The sequence below is a fragment of the Streptomyces sp. NPDC056480 genome (genome assembly GCF_042795405.1).
GTDB lineage: Bacteria > Actinomycetota > Actinomycetes > Streptomycetales > Streptomycetaceae > Streptomyces.
Genome location: NZ_JBHTSA010000004.1, coordinates 67,127 through 85,733 on the forward strand (window position 1 = coordinate 67,127; position 18,607 = coordinate 85,733).

The 18,607-nt window shown below is 73.0% G+C and carries 15 protein-coding genes; 9 read left to right on the plus strand and 6 right to left on the minus strand.

Annotated features, from left to right (window positions below; translation table 11 throughout):
- Nucleotide 1: 1 nt before the first annotated feature.
- Nucleotides 2-166, plus strand: a complete 165-nt coding sequence (locus tag ACFQ79_RS03560; RefSeq protein WP_209497789.1) for a hypothetical protein — start codon at nt 2-4, stop codon at nt 164-166.
- Nucleotides 167-302: 136 nt separating this feature from the next.
- Here the strand turns inward: ACFQ79_RS03560 and ACFQ79_RS03565 are convergent, their stop codons facing one another.
- The 3 genes from ACFQ79_RS03565 to ACFQ79_RS03575 form a co-directional block, all read right to left on the minus strand.
- Nucleotides 303-1,220, minus strand: coding sequence for a LysR family transcriptional regulator (locus ACFQ79_RS03565; protein ID WP_383579164.1), 918 nt, complete (start codon nt 1,218-1,220; stop codon nt 303-305).
- A 142-nt stretch (nt 1,221-1,362) separates the two neighbouring features.
- A complete protein-coding gene (fdhD, locus tag ACFQ79_RS03570; protein ID WP_383579165.1) occupies nt 1,363-2,199 on the minus strand; it encodes a formate dehydrogenase accessory sulfurtransferase FdhD in 837 nt (278 codons plus the stop codon).
- A gap of 102 nt (nt 2,200-2,301) precedes the next feature.
- Entirely contained in the window at nt 2,302-4,614 is a 2,313-nt protein-coding gene (locus ACFQ79_RS03575; RefSeq protein WP_383579166.1) for an FdhF/YdeP family oxidoreductase, read from the minus strand.
- A 296-nt stretch (nt 4,615-4,910) separates the two neighbouring features.
- On the opposite strand from ACFQ79_RS03575, the gene moaA reads away from it, so the two are divergent.
- From moaA to ACFQ79_RS03595, 4 genes are all read left to right on the plus strand, one after another.
- Nucleotides 4,911-5,930, plus strand: a complete 1,020-nt coding sequence (gene moaA, locus ACFQ79_RS03580; protein ID WP_383579167.1) for a GTP 3',8-cyclase MoaA — start codon at nt 4,911-4,913, stop codon at nt 5,928-5,930.
- Between the two features lie 70 nt (nt 5,931-6,000).
- Nucleotides 6,001-7,446 (plus strand): molybdopterin molybdotransferase MoeA, encoded by a 1,446-nt coding sequence (locus tag ACFQ79_RS03585; protein ID WP_383579168.1) that lies wholly within the window; start codon nt 6,001-6,003, stop codon nt 7,444-7,446.
- Between the two features lie 86 nt (nt 7,447-7,532).
- Entirely contained in the window at nt 7,533-7,979 is a 447-nt protein-coding gene (locus tag ACFQ79_RS03590) for a molybdenum cofactor biosynthesis protein MoaE (protein ID WP_383579254.1), read from the plus strand.
- Nucleotides 7,980-8,224: 245 nt separating this feature from the next.
- Nucleotides 8,225-10,117: an FUSC family protein gene (locus tag ACFQ79_RS03595; RefSeq protein WP_383579255.1), complete on the plus strand. Its 1,893-nt coding sequence runs from the start codon at nt 8,225-8,227 to the stop codon at nt 10,115-10,117.
- A 7-nt stretch (nt 10,118-10,124) separates the two neighbouring features.
- Here the strand turns inward: ACFQ79_RS03595 and ACFQ79_RS03600 are convergent, their stop codons facing one another.
- Complete coding sequence (locus ACFQ79_RS03600) at nt 10,125-12,407, minus strand: FdhF/YdeP family oxidoreductase (protein ID WP_383579256.1); 2,283 nt, start codon at nt 12,405-12,407, stop codon at nt 10,125-10,127.
- Nucleotides 12,408-12,659: 252 nt separating this feature from the next.
- On the opposite strand from ACFQ79_RS03600, the gene ACFQ79_RS03605 reads away from it, so the two are divergent.
- Genes ACFQ79_RS03605 through ACFQ79_RS03620 form a run of 4 tightly spaced genes read left to right on the plus strand, consistent with a single transcriptional unit; the run spans nt 12,660 to nt 16,729 of the window.
- The gene (locus ACFQ79_RS03605; protein ID WP_383579169.1) at nt 12,660-13,646 is read left to right on the plus strand and encodes a Dyp-type peroxidase; all 987 of its coding nucleotides are present in this window, start codon (nt 12,660-12,662) and stop codon (nt 13,644-13,646) included.
- Between the two features lie 6 nt (nt 13,647-13,652).
- A complete protein-coding gene (locus ACFQ79_RS03610) occupies nt 13,653-14,513 on the plus strand; it encodes a family 1 encapsulin nanocompartment shell protein (RefSeq protein WP_383579170.1) in 861 nt (286 codons plus the stop codon).
- Nucleotides 14,514-14,552: 39 nt separating this feature from the next.
- Nucleotides 14,553-15,188 (plus strand): DUF1345 domain-containing protein, encoded by a 636-nt coding sequence (locus ACFQ79_RS03615; protein WP_383579171.1) that lies wholly within the window; start codon nt 14,553-14,555, stop codon nt 15,186-15,188.
- 41 nt (nt 15,189-15,229) lie between these two features.
- On the plus strand, nt 15,230-16,729 hold the full coding sequence (locus ACFQ79_RS03620; protein WP_383579172.1) for a phytoene desaturase family protein: 1,500 nt from the start codon (nt 15,230-15,232) through the stop codon (nt 16,727-16,729).
- On the opposite strand, the gene ACFQ79_RS03625 is transcribed toward ACFQ79_RS03620, so the two are convergent.
- On the minus strand, nt 16,671-17,138 hold the full coding sequence (locus ACFQ79_RS03625) for a GreA/GreB family elongation factor (protein WP_383579173.1): 468 nt from the start codon (nt 17,136-17,138) through the stop codon (nt 16,671-16,673). The genes ACFQ79_RS03620 and ACFQ79_RS03625 overlap by 59 nt on opposite strands.
- A 44-nt stretch (nt 17,139-17,182) precedes the next feature.
- Nucleotides 17,183-18,466, minus strand: a complete 1,284-nt coding sequence (locus tag ACFQ79_RS03630) for a serine hydrolase domain-containing protein (protein ID WP_383579174.1) — start codon at nt 18,464-18,466, stop codon at nt 17,183-17,185.
- Nucleotides 18,467-18,607: the final 141 nt, after the last annotated feature.

Genomic DNA, 18,607 nt, shown 5'->3' on the forward strand with positions numbered 1-18,607 from the left:
GATGGCCCCGCACCACAAGTCGAACGAACAGGTCGAGGGCGACCCCGACACCGGGCACAGCCGCGGCATGCCCCGCCGCCCGGACGAGGACGAGCTGGAGGAGCGGCTGGAGGAGGACCGCGAGGAGGTCGGCCTGCCCCCGGACGGCGAACGGCAGGCCGACTAGGGCCTGTCCGGCCGATCGGGGTCGGACAGGACCTGCCCCGGCCCCGGTGGTGTCCCGCCGATCGCACCGGATCGGCAGGACACCCCTTGCCCTCCTGCCCCCCTGCCCCCCTGCCTCCCTGCCCCACCTGGTCCGCTTAGTCCACGGGCAGCCGCTCCAGGGCGGCGGCCACATCGGTGTCGGCCGCGATCTCGCGGAGGGCGCGGGCCGTCACCGACCCCGGCTCCCGAGCGATCGTCACGAGGCCCATCGGTACCGACCGGGCCGGCTCGACCAGCGGCACCGCCCGCATGCCGTGCGGCACGCCGAACACGTGCAGCCAGGTGTGCGGTACGACGCCGGCCCACCGGCCCGTCCTGACGTGGGCGAAGAGCACGGCCACCGAATCGGTCTCGACCCGGGGCGACGGCCGCACACCGGCCTCCGCGAACAGCTCGTCGAGGATCCGGCGTCCCTGCATCGCCTCCGTCAGCAGACACAGCGGCAGCCGCGCGGCCTCCGCCCAGGTCGCCGACGCCCGGTGGGCGGGGGTGTCGGCGGCGCCGGTGAGGAGCACGTACCGCTCCTCGTACAGCGGGACCGTCCGGAACTGCTCCCCGACGCCCTCGTGGAGGTAGGTGATCCCGGCGTCGATCTCGAAGTTCCGCAGCTGCCGGAGCACGTCCTCCGACTGGAGGTCCCCTCGCACCTCCACCGTGACCAGCGGATGCGCCAGACAGAACGGCGCGGTCAGCAGGGCGACGGCGCCGGACGCCGTCGGCACCGAACCGATCCGCATCCGGCCGCTCAGTCCGTTCCGGAGATGACCGACCTCGCTCTTCAGGGCGTCGCGGTCGGCCAGGATCCGCTGCGCCCACACCACGATGCGCTCGCCCTCGGGCGTGAGGCCCTCGTACTTGCGGCCGCGCAGCACCAGCGGGACGTCGAGCTCCTCCTCCAGCTTGCGGACCGCCTCCGAGAGCGCGGGCTGGGAGACGTGGCAGGCCTGGGCGGCGCGGGCGAAGTGGCGCTCGCGGGAGAGGGCCACCAGGTACTCGAGTTGACGGAACAGCACCTCATGGGTGTACCCGACGGGTCGGCGGAACACCAATCGCCCCACCGTGCGCCCCACCCGCTCCCGGCGCGTACGCAGCAACCCCCGGGCACGTACGCCTCAGGCCGCCGGCACTACGCCTCAGCCCCCCGGCGCGTACGCCTCAGGACACCGGCACCGAGCTCAGCCGCTCGTCGCCCGTGTACACGTTCATCGAGGACCCGCGCAGGAAGCCGACCAGCGTCAGCCCGCTCTCCGCAGCGAGGTCCACCGCGAGCGAGGACGGCGCCGAGACCGCCGCGAGCAGCGGGATCCCGGCCATCACCGCCTTCTGCACCAGCTCGAACGAGGCCCGGCCGCTCACCATCAGGACCGACTCGCGCAGCGGCAGGAGCCCCTCGCGCAGCGCGTGGCCGACGACCTTGTCGACGGCGTTGTGCCGGCCGACGTCCTCCCGCAGGCACACCAGCTCGCCCTCGGCGGTGAAGAGCCCGGCGGCGTGCAGCCCGCCCGTGGTGTCGAAGACCCGCTGGGCCGCCCGCAGCCGGTCCGGCAGGGCCGCGAGGACGTCCGTACCGATCCGCAGCGGGTCCTCGGCGACCGACCAGGCGGCCGTCGTGCGGACCGCGTCCAGGCTGGCCTTGCCGCACAGTCCGCACGAGGAGGTCGTGTAGAAGTTCCGCTCCAGGGACGCGTCGGGGGCGGCGACGCCGGGCGCCAGACCGACGTCGACCACGTTGTACGTGTTGCCGCCGTCCGCCGTCGCACCCGCGCAGTAGCGGATGCCGGCCACGTCCTCGGCGGAGTGCACCACGCCCTCACTGACCAGGAAGCCGACCGCGAGGTCGAAGTCGTCGCCCGGGGTCCGCATGGTCACGGTCAGCGGGCGCCCGCCGACCCTGATCTCCATCGGCTCCTCGGCGGCCAGGGTGTCCGGGCGGTAGGAGGAGTCCCCCTCGCGCACGCGCAGGACGCGCCGCCGTACGGTCACTCGTCCCATGGTTCGATCCTCTCCTCGGAGCGCCGCTCCGACGGTGCTCGGTGTGTGGCCCGGTCGTCCGGTGGTCCGGTCGTGCCTGTTCGGGGGCTGTCCACGACTCTGTCACGCGTTCGGCGCCGGCATCTCCCCGGGCGACCGTTCGAGGCGGACGACGACTCCCTTCGAGGTCGGGCAGTTGCTGATGTCGGCGACGCTGTCCAGCGGCACCAGGACGTTGGTCTCCGGGTAGTACGCCGCAGCCGAGCCACGGCTCGCCGGGTACGCCACGACCCGGAAGCCCGCCGCACGGCGCTCCCGCCCGTCGTGCCAGACACTCACCAGGTCCACGGTGTCACGGTCGGCGAGGCCGAGGTCCGCCAGGTCGGCGGGGTTCACGAGGACGACCCTGCGGGCGTCGTGGATCCCCCGGTAGCGGTCGTTCGGCGCGTACCAGACGGTGTTCCACTGGTCGTGCGAGCGCAGGGTCTGCAGCAGCAGATGGCCCTCGGGTACGTGCGGCATCGTGAAGTCGTTGCGGGTGAGGACGGCCTTGCCGCTCGGGGTCGGGAAGACCCTCCGGTTCACCGGGTTGGGCAGCGTGAAGCCGCCGGGCACGGCCACCCGGGCGTTGAAGTCCTCGAAGTCCGGGACGACGCGGGAGATCCGGTCGCGGATGGTGCCGTAGTCCGCCTCGAACAGCTCCCACGGGACGGCCGGCTCGTCGCCCAGGGTCCGGCGGGCCAGCCGGGTGATGATCGCGACCTCGCTGAGCAGGTGCGGGGAGGCGGGCGGCAGCTTCCCCCGGGAGGCGTGGACGTCGCTCATCGAGTCCTCCACGGTGACGAACTGCTCGCCGGTCGCCTGCACGTCCCGGTCGCTGCGGCCGAGCGTGGGCAGGATGAGGGCGGTGTCGCCGCAGACCGTGTGGGAGCGGTTGAGCTTGGTGGAGACGTGTGCGGTGAGCCGGCACTTCCGCATCGCGGCCTCGGTGACCTCGCTGTCGGGGGTGGCCCGCACGAAGTTCCCCGCGACGCCCAGGAAGACCTTGGCACGGCCCTGGTCCATGGCCCGGATGCCGTTCACGGCGTCCAGACCGTGGTGGGCCGGCGGGGTGAAGCCGAACTCGGCCCCCAGGGCGTCGAGGAACTCCTGCGGCATCCGCTCCCACACCCCCATGGTGCGGTCGCCCTGGACGTTGCTGTGGCCGCGCACCGGGCACACGCCCGCGCCGGGCCTGCCGATGTTGCCCCGGACGAGGAGGAAGTTCACCACCTCTCGGATGGTCGGCACCCCGTGCTTGTGCTGGGTCAGCCCCATCGCCCAGCACACGATGATCCGCTCGCTGCTCAGGACCCGCTCGAAGACCTCCTGGATCTCCTCGCGGGACAGCCCCGTGGCGGCCAGGACGTCCTCCCAGGCGATCTTCCGCGCGTGCTCGGCGAACTCCTCGAAGCCGGTCGTGTACGTACGGATGAACTCGTGGTCCAGTACGGTCCCGGGGGCGGCGTCCTCGGCCTCAAGGAGCAGCCGGTTCAGGGCCTGGAACAGGGCGAGGTCCCCGCCGGCGCGGATGTGCAGGAACTGGTCGGCGATCGGTGTGCCGCGGCCGATGATCCCGCGGGCCCTCTGCGGGTGCTTGAAGCGCATCAGACCGGCCTCGGGCAGCGTGTTCACCGCCACGACCCGGCCGCCGTTGCGCTTGGTCTCCTCGAGTGCCGACAGCATCCGGGGGTGGTTGGTGCCCGGGTTCTGCCCCACGACGAAGATCAGGTCCGCGTGGTGGATGTCGTCGAGGGAGACGCTCCCCTTCCCGATGCCGAGCGTCTCCGACATGGCGGACCCGCTGGACTCGTGGCACATGTTGGAGCAGTCGGGGAGGTTGTTCGTGCCGTACGCGCGGGCGAAGAGCTGGAGCAGGAAGGCGGCCTCGTTGTTGAGCCGGCCCGACACGTAGAAGAGGGCCTCGTCGGGGGAGTCCAGGCCCCGCAGCTCGTCGGAGAGCAGCCCGAGCGCCTCGTCCCAGCCGATCGGCTCGTAGTGCGTCCCGCCGGGGCGCTTCACCATCGGCTCGGTCAGCCGGCCCTGCTGGTTCAGCCAGTAGTCGGACCTGCCGTCGAGCTCCGCGATCGAGTGCTCGCGGAAGAACTTCCGGGTGACGCGGCGCGAGGTCGCCTCGTCGTTGATGTGCTTGGCGCCGTTCTCGCAGTACTCGTTCATGTGCCGCTTGCCCGGCGCGGGCTCGGGCCAGGCGCAGCCGGGGCAGTCGATGCCTTCGGGCTGGTTGATGTTCAGCAGCGTCAGCGCGGTACGGCGCGGGGACGTCTGGCTCAGGGAGTACTCCAGCGCGTGCGTCACCGCGGGCAGACCGGTCGCCCAGGTCTTCGGCGGGGTGACCTTCAGGTCGTCGCTCGGATCGTCCTCGATGCGGCTGCTCATGCCGGTCGCGCCTCGTCTTCTTCTGTATCGGGGCCTTCGTTCCGGCCCTTCTTCCAGGGATCGTGCGCCGAATATCCGCTTATTCTCTGCAGGAAGTCAAAGAGGTGAATTCGATGAGCTGACAAGTGCGGCCTATTGCAGTGATGTCGCAGGTCAGGGTGGATGGGATCGGTCGGATCGGCGCCACCGATCACGTAATAGAGAAACCCTCTTTGACTTCATCCGGTGATGCATCGAAAGTGGTCGGCGGGTGAGAAATGCGCGACTGCCTCCAGGCAGAGGAAGAAGGCAGCCCCGTGTCCCGACCGCTTCTCGACAGGACCGCTCCGGCTCCGCTGACCGACCGCTTCGGCCGGGTCCACAAGGATCTCCGGGTGTCGCTCACCGACCGCTGCAATCTGCGCTGCACGTACTGCATGCCCGCCGAGGGCCTCGACTGGCTGCCCCGGCCCGAGCTGCTCACCGACGACGAGGTCGTCCGCCTCGTCCGGGTCGCCACGCTGCGGCTCGGCATCACCGAGGTACGGCTGACCGGGGGTGAACCGCTGCTGCGCCGTGGGCTGCCCGGTCTCGTCGCCCGGCTGCACGCCCTGCCCGAGGCCCCCGAGCTGTCCCTGACCACCAACGGCATCGGCCTGGCGCGTGCCGCCGGCGCCCTGCGGGCGGCCGGGCTCGGCCGGGTCAACGTCAGCCTGGACACCCTGCGCCGCGAGCGGTTCGCGGCGCTGACCCGGCGCGACCGGCTCCCCGACGTCCTGGCCGGCCTGCGGGCCGCCCGCGACGCGGGCCTCGCCCCCGTCAAGATCAACACCGTTCCGGTGCGCGGGGTCAACGACGACGAGATCGCCGACCTCGCCGCGTTCGCCGTCGAGCACGGCTACCGGGCGCGGTTCATCGAGTCCATGCCCCTGGACGCGCAGGGCGCCTGGGACCGGGACCGGATGGTCACCGCCGAGGAGATCCTGGACCGCCTCCGCGAGCGTTTCGAGCTGATACCGGTCGGACGGCGGGACAACGCACCGGCCGAGGAGTGGCGGATCGCCGGCACGGACACGCCGGTGGGCGTCATCGCGAGCGTGACCCGCCCGTTCTGTGGCGGCTGCGACCGGGTGCGGCTCACGGCCGATGGACAGCTGCGCAACTGCCTCTTCGCGACGGAGGAGTCGGACCTGCGGGCCCTGCTGAGGGGCGGCGCGGACGACACGGAGATCGAAGCGGCCTGGCGCACCTCGATCGGCGGCAAGGGCCCGGGCCACGCGATCGACAGCCCGGAGTTCCGGCGACCGGAACGGCCGATGTCGGCGATCGGGGGGTGAGTCGGGCGCCGCCCGGGGCGGCGGACGCGGGTTCACGGACGACGTACGACACGAAGCGAGGAAGCGACACATGACTGCGGCACCTTCGAGCGGTGGCACGGGGGTCGGGACGCTCCGGACGGGTGTGGAGCGGGAGGCCTCGGCGGTCCGCTCCTCCGAGTTCCCTTCCTGCGGGGTTCCTTCGTCGGGAGTCCCCTCCGCCGGAGTCCCTTCGTCCGGAGTCCCTTCGTCCGGAGTCCCCTCCGCCGGAGTCCCTTCGTCCGGAGTCCCTTCGTCCGGAGTCCCCTCCGCCGGCGGGCCCGCATCGCGGGCGCACGCCGTCGACTGGGAGCGGGCCAGGAGTCTCGCCCGTGACGTCCCGCCCCTGGCCGTCGTCGGCCGTCCCCTCGGCGAGGCGGTCGGGCAGGTGCTTGCCCGGCCACTGGCCGCGCTCACCGACCTGCCGCCCTTCGACAGCTCCGCGATGGACGGATGGGCCGTGGCCGGAGCCGGACCCTGGCGGCTGCGGGGCCGGGGCGTCCTGGCCGGTGCGCAGCCCCCGCCGCTGGTCGACGGCACCGCCGTCCCCATCGCCACCGGCGCCCGACTGCCCTCGGGGGCCGGCGCCGTGCTCCGCCGTGAGCACGGGGAGGTCGACGCCCGGAACGGGATGCTGCTCGACCGAACCGCCGGCCCCGGCTCCCCGGCACCCGGCCGCGACATCCGGCCCCAGGGGCAGGAGGGCCGTTCGGGCGACGTCCTCCTCCCCGCCGGTACGACCGTGACCCCCGTCGTCCTCGGCCTCGCCGCGGCGGCCGGGTACGACCGACTCACCGTGTACCGACGGCCCGTCGTCGAACTCCTCGTCCTCGGAGACGAGTTGCTGGAGTCCGGGCTGCCCCGCGCCGGCCGCGTGCGCGACGCGCTCGGGCCCCTCCTGCCGCACTGGCTGCGCGGACCGGGCGGCGCGGACGTCACCGGTCGCCGCCTGGTCTCCGACGACCTGCGGCCGTTGTACGAGGCCCTGCGCGACTCCACCGCCGATGTCGTCGTCACCACCGGAAGCACCGCCGCCGGGCCGGTGGACTTCCTCCACGACGCGCTCGCGCGGCTGGGCGCCCGGCTCCTGGTCGACTCCGTCGCCGTACGGCCCGGCCACCCCATGCTGCTCGCCGAACTGCCCCCGCGCGCCGACGGCCGCCCCCGCCGGCTGGTGGGCCTGCCCGGCAACCCGCTGGCCGCCGTGGCCGGCACGGTGACCCTCGCCGTACCGCTGCTGCGCCGGCTCGGCGGCCACCAGGACGCCGAGCCGCTCCGTGCGCCCTGCGCCGCCGCCCTGCCGGGGCACCCGAAGGACACCCGGCTGCTGCCGGTACGCCGCGCCGGGGGCGAGGTGGCGGCGCTGCCCTTCGACGGCCCGGCCATGCTGCGCGGCCTCGCCGTCGCCGACGGGCTCGCGGTCGTGCCTCCCGGCGGAGTGGCCGCCGGGGGCGACGTCCAGGTCCTTCCCGTCCCCGGACCGTGCCCGGCGCCTTGACCGGCACGCACGAGAACCCGTCCGAGCAGCGAGGAGACCCACACGTGACGTCGTCCACGACACCCGCCGACACCATCCGCGACCGCATGGCGCACCCGCTCGACGCCTCCGGCGGCCCGATGCGGCTGCTCGCCGTACGGGACACCCCGCTCTCCCTCGACGAGGTGTACGCGGCCGTGGGCGACGACGCCGCCGGTGGCACCGCCCTCTTCGTCGGCACCGTGCGTGACCACGACGGCGGCAGGCCGGTGGCGTCCCTGGCGTACAGCGCGCACCCCGGTGCCGAGGCCGAGCTTCGGCGGGTGGCCGGGAAGGTCGCCGCGGACTTCCCCGTACGCGCGGTGGCCGCCGTACACCGGACCGGTCACCTGGCCGTGGGCGACGTCGCGGTCATCGCTGCCGTCTCCTGCCCGCACCGCGCGGAGGCGTTCGCCGCCTGCGCGCGCCTGGTCGAGGACCTCAAGCACGAGGTGCCGATCTGGAAGCGGCAGATCTTCGTGGACGGTGCTGAGGAGTGGGTCGGCGCGTGCTGAGCGACCGGGAGGAGCCGGGCGACGACCGGCAGGAACCGGGTGGCGGGGACGGGTCGGGCGGCCAGGACGGGCCCGGTGGCAGGGACGGGTCGGGTGGCAGGGACGGGTCGGGTGGCCGGGGGGAGTCGGACCGTCGGACGCGGCCCGGCTCGGAGAGCGGGTCCAAGAGGGCTGACACGAAGGGTGGTTGGCGGCGGGCCGTCGGCCGGGCGCTCTCCCCTCGGGGCGCGCTCGCGCTCCAGAGCGTGGACGGCGCCCTGTCCTTCGCGCTGCGCGCCGCCCTCGCCATGGCCGTGCCCGCGCTGCCGTTGGCCCTGGCCGGACGCGCCGATCACGCCGTCTACACGATGCTCGGTTCCTTCACCACCACCTTCGGCCGCAACCTGCCCTACGCGCGGCGGGCCCGTGTGCTCGCGCTCGTCGCGGTGGCCATGACGGCCTGCGTGGGCGGTGGTTCGGCGCTCGCCGTGTGGGCGCAGCCACGGGACGGGGGAGCGGGCGCCGCCGTGACGGTCGCGGCGATGGCGGTGGTGGCCGGTGCGGCGAAGTTCGCCTGTGACGCGGCCCGGCTGAGCGGCCTCGGTGCGGTCCTGCTGCTCTTCTCGTTCGCCGTCGCGGCCAACGGCTCCACCGATCCCGCCGACGTCCTCCTGCAGACGGCCCTGGCCGCGATCGGCGCGGCCGTGGCCTGGGCCCTCGCCGTCCTCGGGTGGTTCGCGCACCCGGACCGGCCGCAGCGCCTCGCCGTGGCGGCGGCGCTGCGCGAGCTGGCGGACCTGTGGGAGGCGGCCGGCACGGGGAACGGCCACGGGCTCGTACGGCACCGGGCGACGGCCGCGGTCCTCCAGGCGTACCGCACGCTCGGCGTCCTGCCCTCGAGCGGCGCCCGGCGGGATGGCCGGGGAGACACCTGCCTCCGCCTCACCGACCTCGCGTGGGCGCTCCTCGTCGGGTCCGCGCGGGGGGTGCCGGACGACCCCGCCGGCCTGGCACGGAACCTGCGCCGGCAGGTCCGGCTGCTGGTGAGCCGCCGCCGGCGCCTGCCCCGGATGCTGCCGGAGCTCGCGGTCCCCTCCCTGATCGCCCGGGGCACCGCCGCGCCCGGGGCGACAGCGCCCGGTCCCACCACGCCGCGGGCCACCGAACTGCGGGCCACGCAACTCGTGATGGGGCGGGACGCTCCCCGCGCGGAGGTTCCCCGCGCGGATGCTGCCTGCGCGGAAGCCTCCGGCTCGGGAGCTTCCGGGGCGGCAGCCTCCGGCACCGCAGCCTCCGGCGCGGCAGCCTCCAGCGAGGGCCCTTCCGGCGAGGGCCCTTCCGGCGCGGGCGCAGCCGGCCGGGTCGATCCAGGCCGGGTCGATCCAGGCCGGGTCGATCCAGGCCGGGTCGGTCCAGGTCGGGTCGCACCAGGCCGGGTCGCTCCCGGCCGTACGGCCGTCCTGCTCGTTCCCGCCCTGCGGATGGTCCTCGGGACCGGCCTCGCCGGCGGGGCGGCCCTGCTGTTCGGGCTCGGCCACGGCTACTGGGCGGCGATCTCCGCCGCCGCCGTCCTGCACTCCGTCAACGTACGGACGGCGGCGCAGCGGGCCGTGCAGCGGACCCTGGGCACGATGGCCGGCCTGATGCTCGCGCTCGGCGTGCTGGCCGCGCGCCCCGATCCCGTCGTCCTCGTCCTGGTGATCGTGCTCCTCGAGTTCCTCCTGGAGTACGTCGTCGCCCGCAACTACGGTCTCGGCGTCGTCTTCCTCACCCCGCTCGCCCTGCTCCTCACCGATCTGGCCGCGCCCTCGCCGGCCGGGGACCTCGTCCAGGACCGGGCGCTGAGCAGTCTGCTCGGGGTCGGGATCGCGCTGGTGTGCGCGCTCGTCGTGGTCCACGACCGGGCGGCCGTACGGGCGCAGCGTGCGCTCACCGCGTGCCGTTCGGTGTCGGCCCGTGCCGAACGGGCCCTGGACGAGCGGGATCTCGAGTCGTTCCCGGCGGTGCAGGGTGAACTGGCCGCCGCTGTTGTGGAGTTGAGGGAGGCTGACGATGCCGCCGCCGGCGAGCTGTGGCCGGCGGAGATCGACCCGACCGAACTCGCCGCGGCGGAGCACCGCGGCTACGTCCTCCTGGAGCGGCTCGCCCGCCGGCGGTGAGGGAAGGTCAACCGGTGGGCACGATGGTCACCTTGACGTGCTTCATGATCGGCTGGTCGCTCTGGGTGCTGTAGTCGACCAGCGCGCACAGCACGTTCATCTCGGGCATGTAGCCGGCGGCGCAGCCCCGGGGGATGTCGTACGGCACCGCCAGGTAGCCGCTGACGGACCGTTGGCTGCCGTCCTTCGCGGTGCTCGTGATGTCGACCGGCCCCATGTCGGCGATCCCGCGTTCCCTCATGTCGGCCCGGTTCATGAAGACCAGGGTGCGCAGGTTCTTGATGCCGCGGTAGCGGTCGTTGTCGGAGTAGATGGTGGTGTTCCACTGGTCGTGGGACCGCATGGTGCCGAGTGCCAGGGTCCCCGGCTCGGGCACGACGTCGGGCAGCGGGGCGCTGGAGAACTCGGCGCGCCCGGACGGGGTGAGGAAGACCAGCTCGCGGGCGGGCTGCTTGATGCGGAAGCCGAGCGGGAGGCGTACCCGCCGGTTGAAGTCCTCGAAGCCGTCGAGGGCCTTGGCCATGGTGTCCCGGATGCGGTCGTAGTCCTCGATGTACCACTCCCAGGGCGTCGCGCTGTCGGGCAGCGCCGCCCGGGCCATGCCGGCGACGATCGCCGGTTCGGACAGCAGGTGCGGGGAGGCCGGGCGCTTCATGCCGATCGACAGGTGGACCATGCTCATCGAGTCCTCGACGGAGGTGCTCTGGACGCCCCTGCGCTGGTGGTCCTTCTCGGTGCGGCCGAGGCAGGGCAGGATCAGTGCCTGCCTGCCGTGGACGATGTGACTGCGGTTCAGCTTGGTGCTCACCTGGACGGTGAGGTCGCAGGTGCGCAGCGCCGCGTAGGTGAGCGGGGTGTCGGGGGCGGCGAGCGCGAAGTTGCCGCCCATGCCGACGAAGACCTTGATCTCGCCGCGCCGCATCGCCTCGATGGTGCGGACGGTGTCCATGCCGTGCTCGCGCGGCGGATCGATCTCGCAGACCTCGGCGAGACGGTCGAGGAACGCCTCGCTGGGGCGGTGGTCGATGCCGCAGGTGCGGTTGCCCTGGACGTTGCTGTGTCCGCGTACGGGGGAGGGGCCGGCGCCCTCGCGCCCCAGGTTGCCGCGGAGCAGCAGCAGGTTGACGATCTCGCGCACGGTGTCGACGCCGTGCTCGTGCTGGGTGAGGCCCAGACACCAGCTGACGATGGAGCGGTCCGCCTCGCCGTACACCCGCGCGGCCTTGAGGATGTCGGCGCGGCTGAGTCCGGACTGCCGCTCGATCTCCTCCCACGGTGTGGCCTCGCACAGCGCGCGGTACTCCTCGAAGCCGCTCGTGTGGCGGTCGATGAACTCCTGGTCGAGGGCCTTGGGGTCGGTACCCGACTGCTCCAGGACCGCCTTGGCCATGCCGCGGATCAGCGCCATGTCGCCGCCGATGCGCGGCTGGAGGTTCAGGGTGCTGGTCTTCGTGGTCTTGAAGAGGGCCATGTCCGTGAAGTCGTGCGGCACGATGGTCCGGGTGGCGGCGGCCTCGACGAGCGGGTTGACGTGGACGATCTGCGCGCCGCGGTGGTGTGCCTCGGCGAGCGCGGTGAGCATCCGGGGCGCGTTCGACGCGGCGTTCACCCCGAAGATGAACAGCGCGTCGGCGGTCTCCCAGTCCTTGAGGTCGACGGTGCCCTTGCCCGTACCCAGGGAGGCCTGGAGGGCGCGGCCGCTGGCCTCGTGGCACATGTTGGAGCAGTCGGGCAGGTTGTTGGTGCCCAGCTCGCGGGCCATCAGCTGGTAGAGGAAGGTCGCCTCGTTGCCGAGCCGTCCCGAGGTGTAGAAGGACGCCTGGTGGGGGGTGTCGAGGCCGCGCAGGGCACGGCCGACCACCTCGAACGCGTCCTTCCAGGTGATCGGGACGTAATGGTCCGACTCCGGGTCGTAGACCATCGGCTCGGTCAGCCGGCCCTCGTTCTCGAGGTCGTAGTCGCTCCACTCGGCGAGCTCGGACACCGAGTGCGCGGCGAAGAACTCGCTGCCGACGCGCTTGCGGGTCATCTCCCAGGTGACGTGCTTGATGCCGTTCTCGCAGATGTCCAGGTGCAGGCCCTTGGTGTCGTCGGGCCATGCGCAGCCGGGGCAGTCGAAGCCGGTGTTCTCGTGGTTCATCCGCATGATCGCGCGCGGGCCGTCGACGAGGGCTCCCTCGCGGACGAGGAAGCCGGTCACGCTCTTGGCCGCGCCCCAGCCCGCCGCGGGGTGGTGGTAGGGGTGGAATTCCGGGTCGCCCTCGGGGGTGGGCCCCACCCGGGCCTCCACGGGCTCCGGGGCGCCGGGCGCCGGAGGTTCCTGCGCGTCCTGGTCGGTGCTCACGGCCGTTCACCCTTTCACCTGCGGAGATTCGGGGCATGACGGGGCAGAAGTCACCCCTTCGGGCAGGCTATGCCCGCCGGTTCCCGGGTGCCACTCGGCCCAGGCGGGCCGCACGGGCTGCGTACCGGATCATGGGCGCCTACGCTGGCGCTGTCCTTTTTGTAATCTTTTGCCACATTGTCTCTCGGCGGGAGTCCCATGGTCGTCGTACAACCCGTCGTCGCCCCGCCCTCCCGGGCGGCCGTCTTCCTCGTGGCCACCGTCAACCCCGGCGGCGAGGACACGGTGCGGGAGGCGCTCCAGGACCTGTCGGGGCTGGTCCGGTCGGTGTCCTTCCGGTATCCCGATTCCGACCTCACCTGCGTCGCGGGGATCGGCTCCGAGGGCTGGGACCGGCTCGTCGGCGGTCCGCGCCCCCGTGAACTCCACCCCTTCCCGGCCCTCACGGGCCCCCGCCACCGGGCCCCGGCCACCCCGGGCGACCTGCTGTTCCATGTGCGTGCACGGCGCATGGACCTCTGCTTCGAACTCGCCCGGCTGATCGTGGAGAGCCTGGGCGGCGCCGTGACCGTCGTCGACGAGGTGCACGGCTTCGCGTACTTCGACGAGCGCGACCTCCTCGGCTTCGTCGACGGCAGCGAGAACCCGGGCGGCCGGGTGGCCGCCGCGGCGGTCCACATCGGCGACGAGGACCCCGACTTCCGCGGCGGCAGCTACGTCATCGTGCAGAAGTACCTGCACGAGATGCCCGCCTGGGACGCGCTCACCGTCGAGCAGCAGGAGCACGTCATCGGACGCGGCAAGGCGTCCAACGTGGAGATGCCCGATGACGTCAAACCGCCGAACTCGCACGTCGCGCTGAACACCGTCGTCGACGAGGACGGCGTCACCCGGCAGATCTTCCGCGCGAACATGCCGTTCGGCCGGATCGGCGGCGGCGAGTTCGGCACGTACTTCATCGGCTACGCACGCACACCCGCCGTCACCGAGCTCATGCTGCGCAACATGTTCCTCGGCGATCCCCCGGGCAACACCGATCGCATCCTCGACTTCTCCCGTGCCCTGACCGGCGGCCTCTTCTTCGTGCCGAGCGCCGACCTCCTCGACGACCTGCCCGCCGCGCCGCCGGACGCCGCCGTCCGCCAGGGAGACTCCCTGGGCATCGGCGGCCTGAAAGGAGCCTGACTCCCCATGACGACCCCCGACGCCACGACCCCCGGCCCCACGAGCGCCCCGTACCTCGGCCCCGACACGAACAACCTGCACCGCGAACTCGCCCCGATCACCCCGGCGGCCTGGGCCGAGATCGAGGAGGAGGCCCGCCGCACCTTCCGCCGCAACGTCGCGGGCCGCCGCGTCGTCGACGTCCCCGACCCCGGAGGTCCGGGCCTCGCCGCCGTCGGCACCGGGCACCTCGGCGACCTGGGCTCGCCCGCCCCCGGCGTCACCGCGCGGCTGCGCGAGGCCAAGCCGCTGTTCGAACTCCGGGTGCCCTTCACCGTCGACCGGGCCGCCGTCGACGACGTCGAGCGCGGCTCGAAGGACTCCGACTGGCAGCCCGTCAAGGACGCGGCGCGCGCCATGGCGTTCGTCGAGGACCGCACGATCTTCGACGGGTACGGGGCGGCCGGTGTCGACGGCCTGCGCGCCCGGTCGTCCAACCCGGTCGTCCAGCTCCCCACCGAACCGAGCGACTACCCCGACGCCGTCAGCCGCGCCCTGACCGCCCTGCGCCTCGCCGGCGTCGACGGCCCCTACGCGCTGCTCCTCGGCGCCGACGAGTACCGGGCGGTCAGCGAGACCTCCGACCACGGCTACCCGATCGCGGCCCACCTCGGCCGGATGCTCGACGGCTCGCCGATCTGGGCCCCCGCCCTCAGCGGCGGCTTCGTCCTGTCCACCCGGGGCGGCGACTTCGAGCTGATCCTCGGCCAGGACCTGGCGATCGGCTACACGGGCCACGACGCCGACAGCGTGCAGCTGTACTTCCAGGAGACGCTGACCTTCCGCACGTACACGGACGAGGCCGTGGTCGTCCTGGAGGCCCCCTAGGGCCTGTCCGGCGGATCGAGAGCCGGGAGGCCCGACGCCATGAAGAGTCCGCTGCCGCTCTCCGCCGTGCCCCGGCTCGCCGTCTCGGCGCTGGTCGCGGCGGCGGTCGGCGCCGTCGTCGGCGCCACCACCCACGCGCCGCTGGGCGTCCTCTCCGCGATCGCCGTCGGGGAGACCCTCTTCGTCGTCGCCGGGTGGGTCACGCTGTGGCCGATGGACGCCGCCACCACCCATCGCAACGTACGCCGCGAGGAGTTCCGGCCCGTCGTCGAGGAACTCGCCGTCGTCGGAACGGCGGTGGCCGGACTCGTCGGCATCGTCGTCCTGCTCCTGGTCGGCAGGTCCGACCTGAGCCACGCCGCCGCGGCGACCGCGTTCGCCGGGGTGTTCATGTCGTGGGCGGCGCTGCACCTGATGTACGCCACCCGGTACGCGTACGTGTACTACCTGAAGCCCGGCGGCGGCATCGACTTCAACTCCCGTGAACCGCCCCGCTACAGCGACTTCCTCTACTTCAGCTACAACCTCGGCATGACCTACCAGGTCTCCGACACCGATGTCTCCAGCACGACGATCCGCGCGATCGCGCTCCGTCACTGCCTGCTCTCGTACGTCTTCGGCGCGAGTATCCTGGCCACCACCATCAACCTCGTCACGGGCATCGTCACGGGCTGAGGCAGTTCCGCACGGAGACTCCGCCCCCTGGAGACCACGTCATGACCACGGCCGTCGTCGTCGGCGCCGGGCCCAACGGGCTCGCCGCCGCCGCCCTGCTCGCGCGCGAAGGCCTGGAGGTCACCGTCCTGGAGGCCGCCGAGGAGATCGGCGGCGGCACCCGCAGCTTCGAGGCGATCCTGCCCGGTCTGCTCCACGACCACTGCTCCGCCATCCATCCGATGGCCGTCACCTCGCCCGCCCTCCGCTCGCTCGGCCTGGAGCGCCACGGGCTGCGCTGGCGGCTCCCCGAGATCGACTGCGTCCACCCCCTCGACGACGGCACGGCCGGGGTCCTGCTCCGGTCCGTGGCGGAGACCGCCGCCGGGCTCGGCGTCGACGGCGCCCGCTACCGGGCCCTGGTGGAGCCTTCCGTGCGACGGTGGGACGCGCTCGCCGACGACGTGATGGGCCCGCTGCTCCGGATCCCGGCGCATCCGCTGCCGCTCGCCCGCTTCGGGCTGCCGACCGTCCTGCCCGCCGCCGCCCTCGCCCGGCTCTTCCGCACGCCGCAGGCCCGGGCGCTGTGGGCCGGAATCGCGGCCCACTCGTTCCGCCCGCTCTCCGACCCGTTCAGCTCGGCCATCGGGCTCGGCATCCTCACCGCGGGACACGCCGCCGGCTGGGCCGTCGCCGAGGGCGGCTCGCACGCCATCACGCGCGGCATGGCCGCCGTCCTCGCCGAGCACGGCGGTGTGATCCGCACCGGCGTACGGATCACCGACCGCGGGCAGCTCCCGCCCGCCGACGTGACCCTCCTCGACCTGGACCCCGGCCAGGTCGTCCGCCTCTACGGCGACCGGCTGCCGGCCCGGGTGGCGGCCGCGTACCGGCGCTTCAGGCGCGGCCCCGGCGCCTTCAAGGTCGACCTCGCCGTCGAGGGCGGGGTGCCCTGGACGGACGAACGGGCCCGGCGCGCCGGCACCGTGCACCTCGGCGGTCCGCTCGCCGAAGTGGCCTTCACCGAGAAGGAGGTGACGGAAGGTCGGATGCCGGAGCGGCCCTTCGTGCTCGTCGGCCAGCAGTACCTCGCCGACCCCTCCCGGTCCGTCGGCGACGTCCACCCCGTGTGGACGTACGCCCATGTCCCGTACGGCTACGACGGCGACGCGACGGAGTCGGTCCTGCGACAGCTCGAACGCTTCGCGCCCGGCGTCCGTGAACGCGTCGTCGGGCAACACCTCACCCGCCCCGCCGACTTCGCCGCCGCCAACCCCAACTTCGCCGGCGGCGACATCCTCACCGGAGCCAAGACCGTCCCCCAGCTCCTCCTCGGCGCACGTCCCGCGCTCGACCCGTACGCCACCGGACTGCCCGGCGTGTTCCTCTGCTCGGCCGCCACCCCGCCCGGTCCCGGCGCCCACGGCATGTGCGGCGCGGGAGCGGCGGCGTCGGCGCTGCGCCACCTCGGGGCGCGGGCCTCGTGGCAGGCCGGCCGGCCGGCTAGCCGCCGAGGGACAGGACGACCGCCGTGGCCGGCCCCTCGGGGGTCACGTACCTGACGGTGTCGCCCGCGCGACGGCCGAGCAGCGCGCCGCCGAGCGGGCTGTCGGCGGTGACCATCGTCCGGTCGAGTACGGCGGCGACCTCGCCGATCTGCACGGTCGACTCCGTGCCGTCCTCGAACCGCACGGTCACGGTGCTGCCCACGCCGACCGCGTCGGTGGGCGGCGCACCCGCGGCGTCCGCCTCGCGCAGCCGTCCTTCGATGCCGTCGATGCGGCGGTCGAGGCGGTCGAGTTCGGTGGCGCGCTCCAGTTCGTCGGCCTGGTCGGCCCGGTCGCCCGTCTGGTCGCCGCCTCCGCCCTCGAGCGTGACGGCGACGGCCGCGCGTTCGGTGCGGAGGTCGTCGAGCTCCCGCTCCAGTGCCTCGCGGGCGACGGTGCTGATGGGCTCGGGTCCACCGGTCATTCCTGCTCCCGTGGTGCGGCGGCACGATGATGTGTCGCGGGTGGTCAGCTCTTGCTGGGGCTCGGGCTGCTCGGGGCCGCCGGCGTGACCGGGATGTCGAAGACGTGGTCCGGGGTCACGATGCGGGTGATCGCCTGGCCGAAGAGGGTGCTGGGTTCGTTGCCGTCGTGCAGCATGTCCGTGTTGAGGAGGACGACGAGGGTGGCCCGCGCCTCCGGCAGGTAGATCGTCAGCGACTCGTACCCGGGCAGGGAGCCGTTGTGGCCGATCCAGCCCTGGATGTTGAAGATGCCGAGCCCGTATCCGGCACCGGGGATGGCCGTCGGATAGACCTTGAGGCGCTCCGCCTGGGTCTCCGGCGTGAGCAGCGTGCCGGTGGCGACCACCCGGGCCCAGGTGCGCAGGTCCTGGAGGTTCGAGATCATCGCGCCGGCCGCCCAGGCCCAGGAGGGGTTCCAGTTCGTGGCGTCCTCGACCTGGCCCGAGGCGGTCTGGATGGTGTAGCCGTGGGCGTGCGGGTCCGGGAACGCGGCGTCGGTCGGGAAGACGGTGTGGTCCAGGCCCGCCGGGTCGAGCACGTTCTTCTGGATGAACTCGTGCAGCGGCGTGCCGCCGACCTTCTCCACTACGAGTCCGAGCAGGATCAGATTGGTGTTGCAGTAGTCGAACTCGGCCCCGGGCTGGAACTGGATCGGGTGCTTGAACGCGAAGTCCAGCAACTCCTGCGGGGTGAACGGCCGATCCGGGTTCGAGGTGAACGCCTTGTAGAAGCCCTCGTCCGCCGAGTAGTTGAAGAGCCCGCTGCGCATGGAAGCGAGGTTGCGCAGAGTGATTTTGTCACCGTTCGGCACGCCGTCGACGTACTTCGAGATCGGGTCGTCGATGTTCAGCTTTCCCTGGTCGGCGAGTTGGAGCAGGGCGGTCACCGTGAACGTCTTGGTCTCGCTGCCGATCCGCATGTACAGGTCGGGCCGCATCGGCTGCCCGGTGTCCTTGTCGGCGACGCCGAAGGAGCGGATGTAGGTGCCCTTGCCGGGCGCCGAGAGGCCGACCGTGACACCGGGGACGCCGGCCTCCTTCATGACGTCCTGGATCGCCTTGTCCAGACGTTCGGTGACCGCCGGGGTGAGTTCGGGGAAGTCGTCCTGCGCCGAGGGTGCCGCGGGGACCGAGTAGGTTCCGGAAACCGGTGGTTGGGCCGCCGCGTAGGGACCGGGGACGGGTGGATCCTGGGCGAGGGCGGTGCCCGCGCCCAGCGGTGCCGCGAAGATTCCGAGAGCCGCGATGCCCGCGCAGACGCGCCTGCGGCATGTGCGTGAACACCTCACGGCGGGCCTCCTGCCGGCCGGGGACAACACTCCACTCCCAGGCTAGGCCGGGGTGCCCGGCCTCGCACGGCGGCTCCGCGGCACGGTCTGTTACGTTGCCGATGGCCGGGCCACGGAGGAGGTGGGCCGGACCCGCGAACG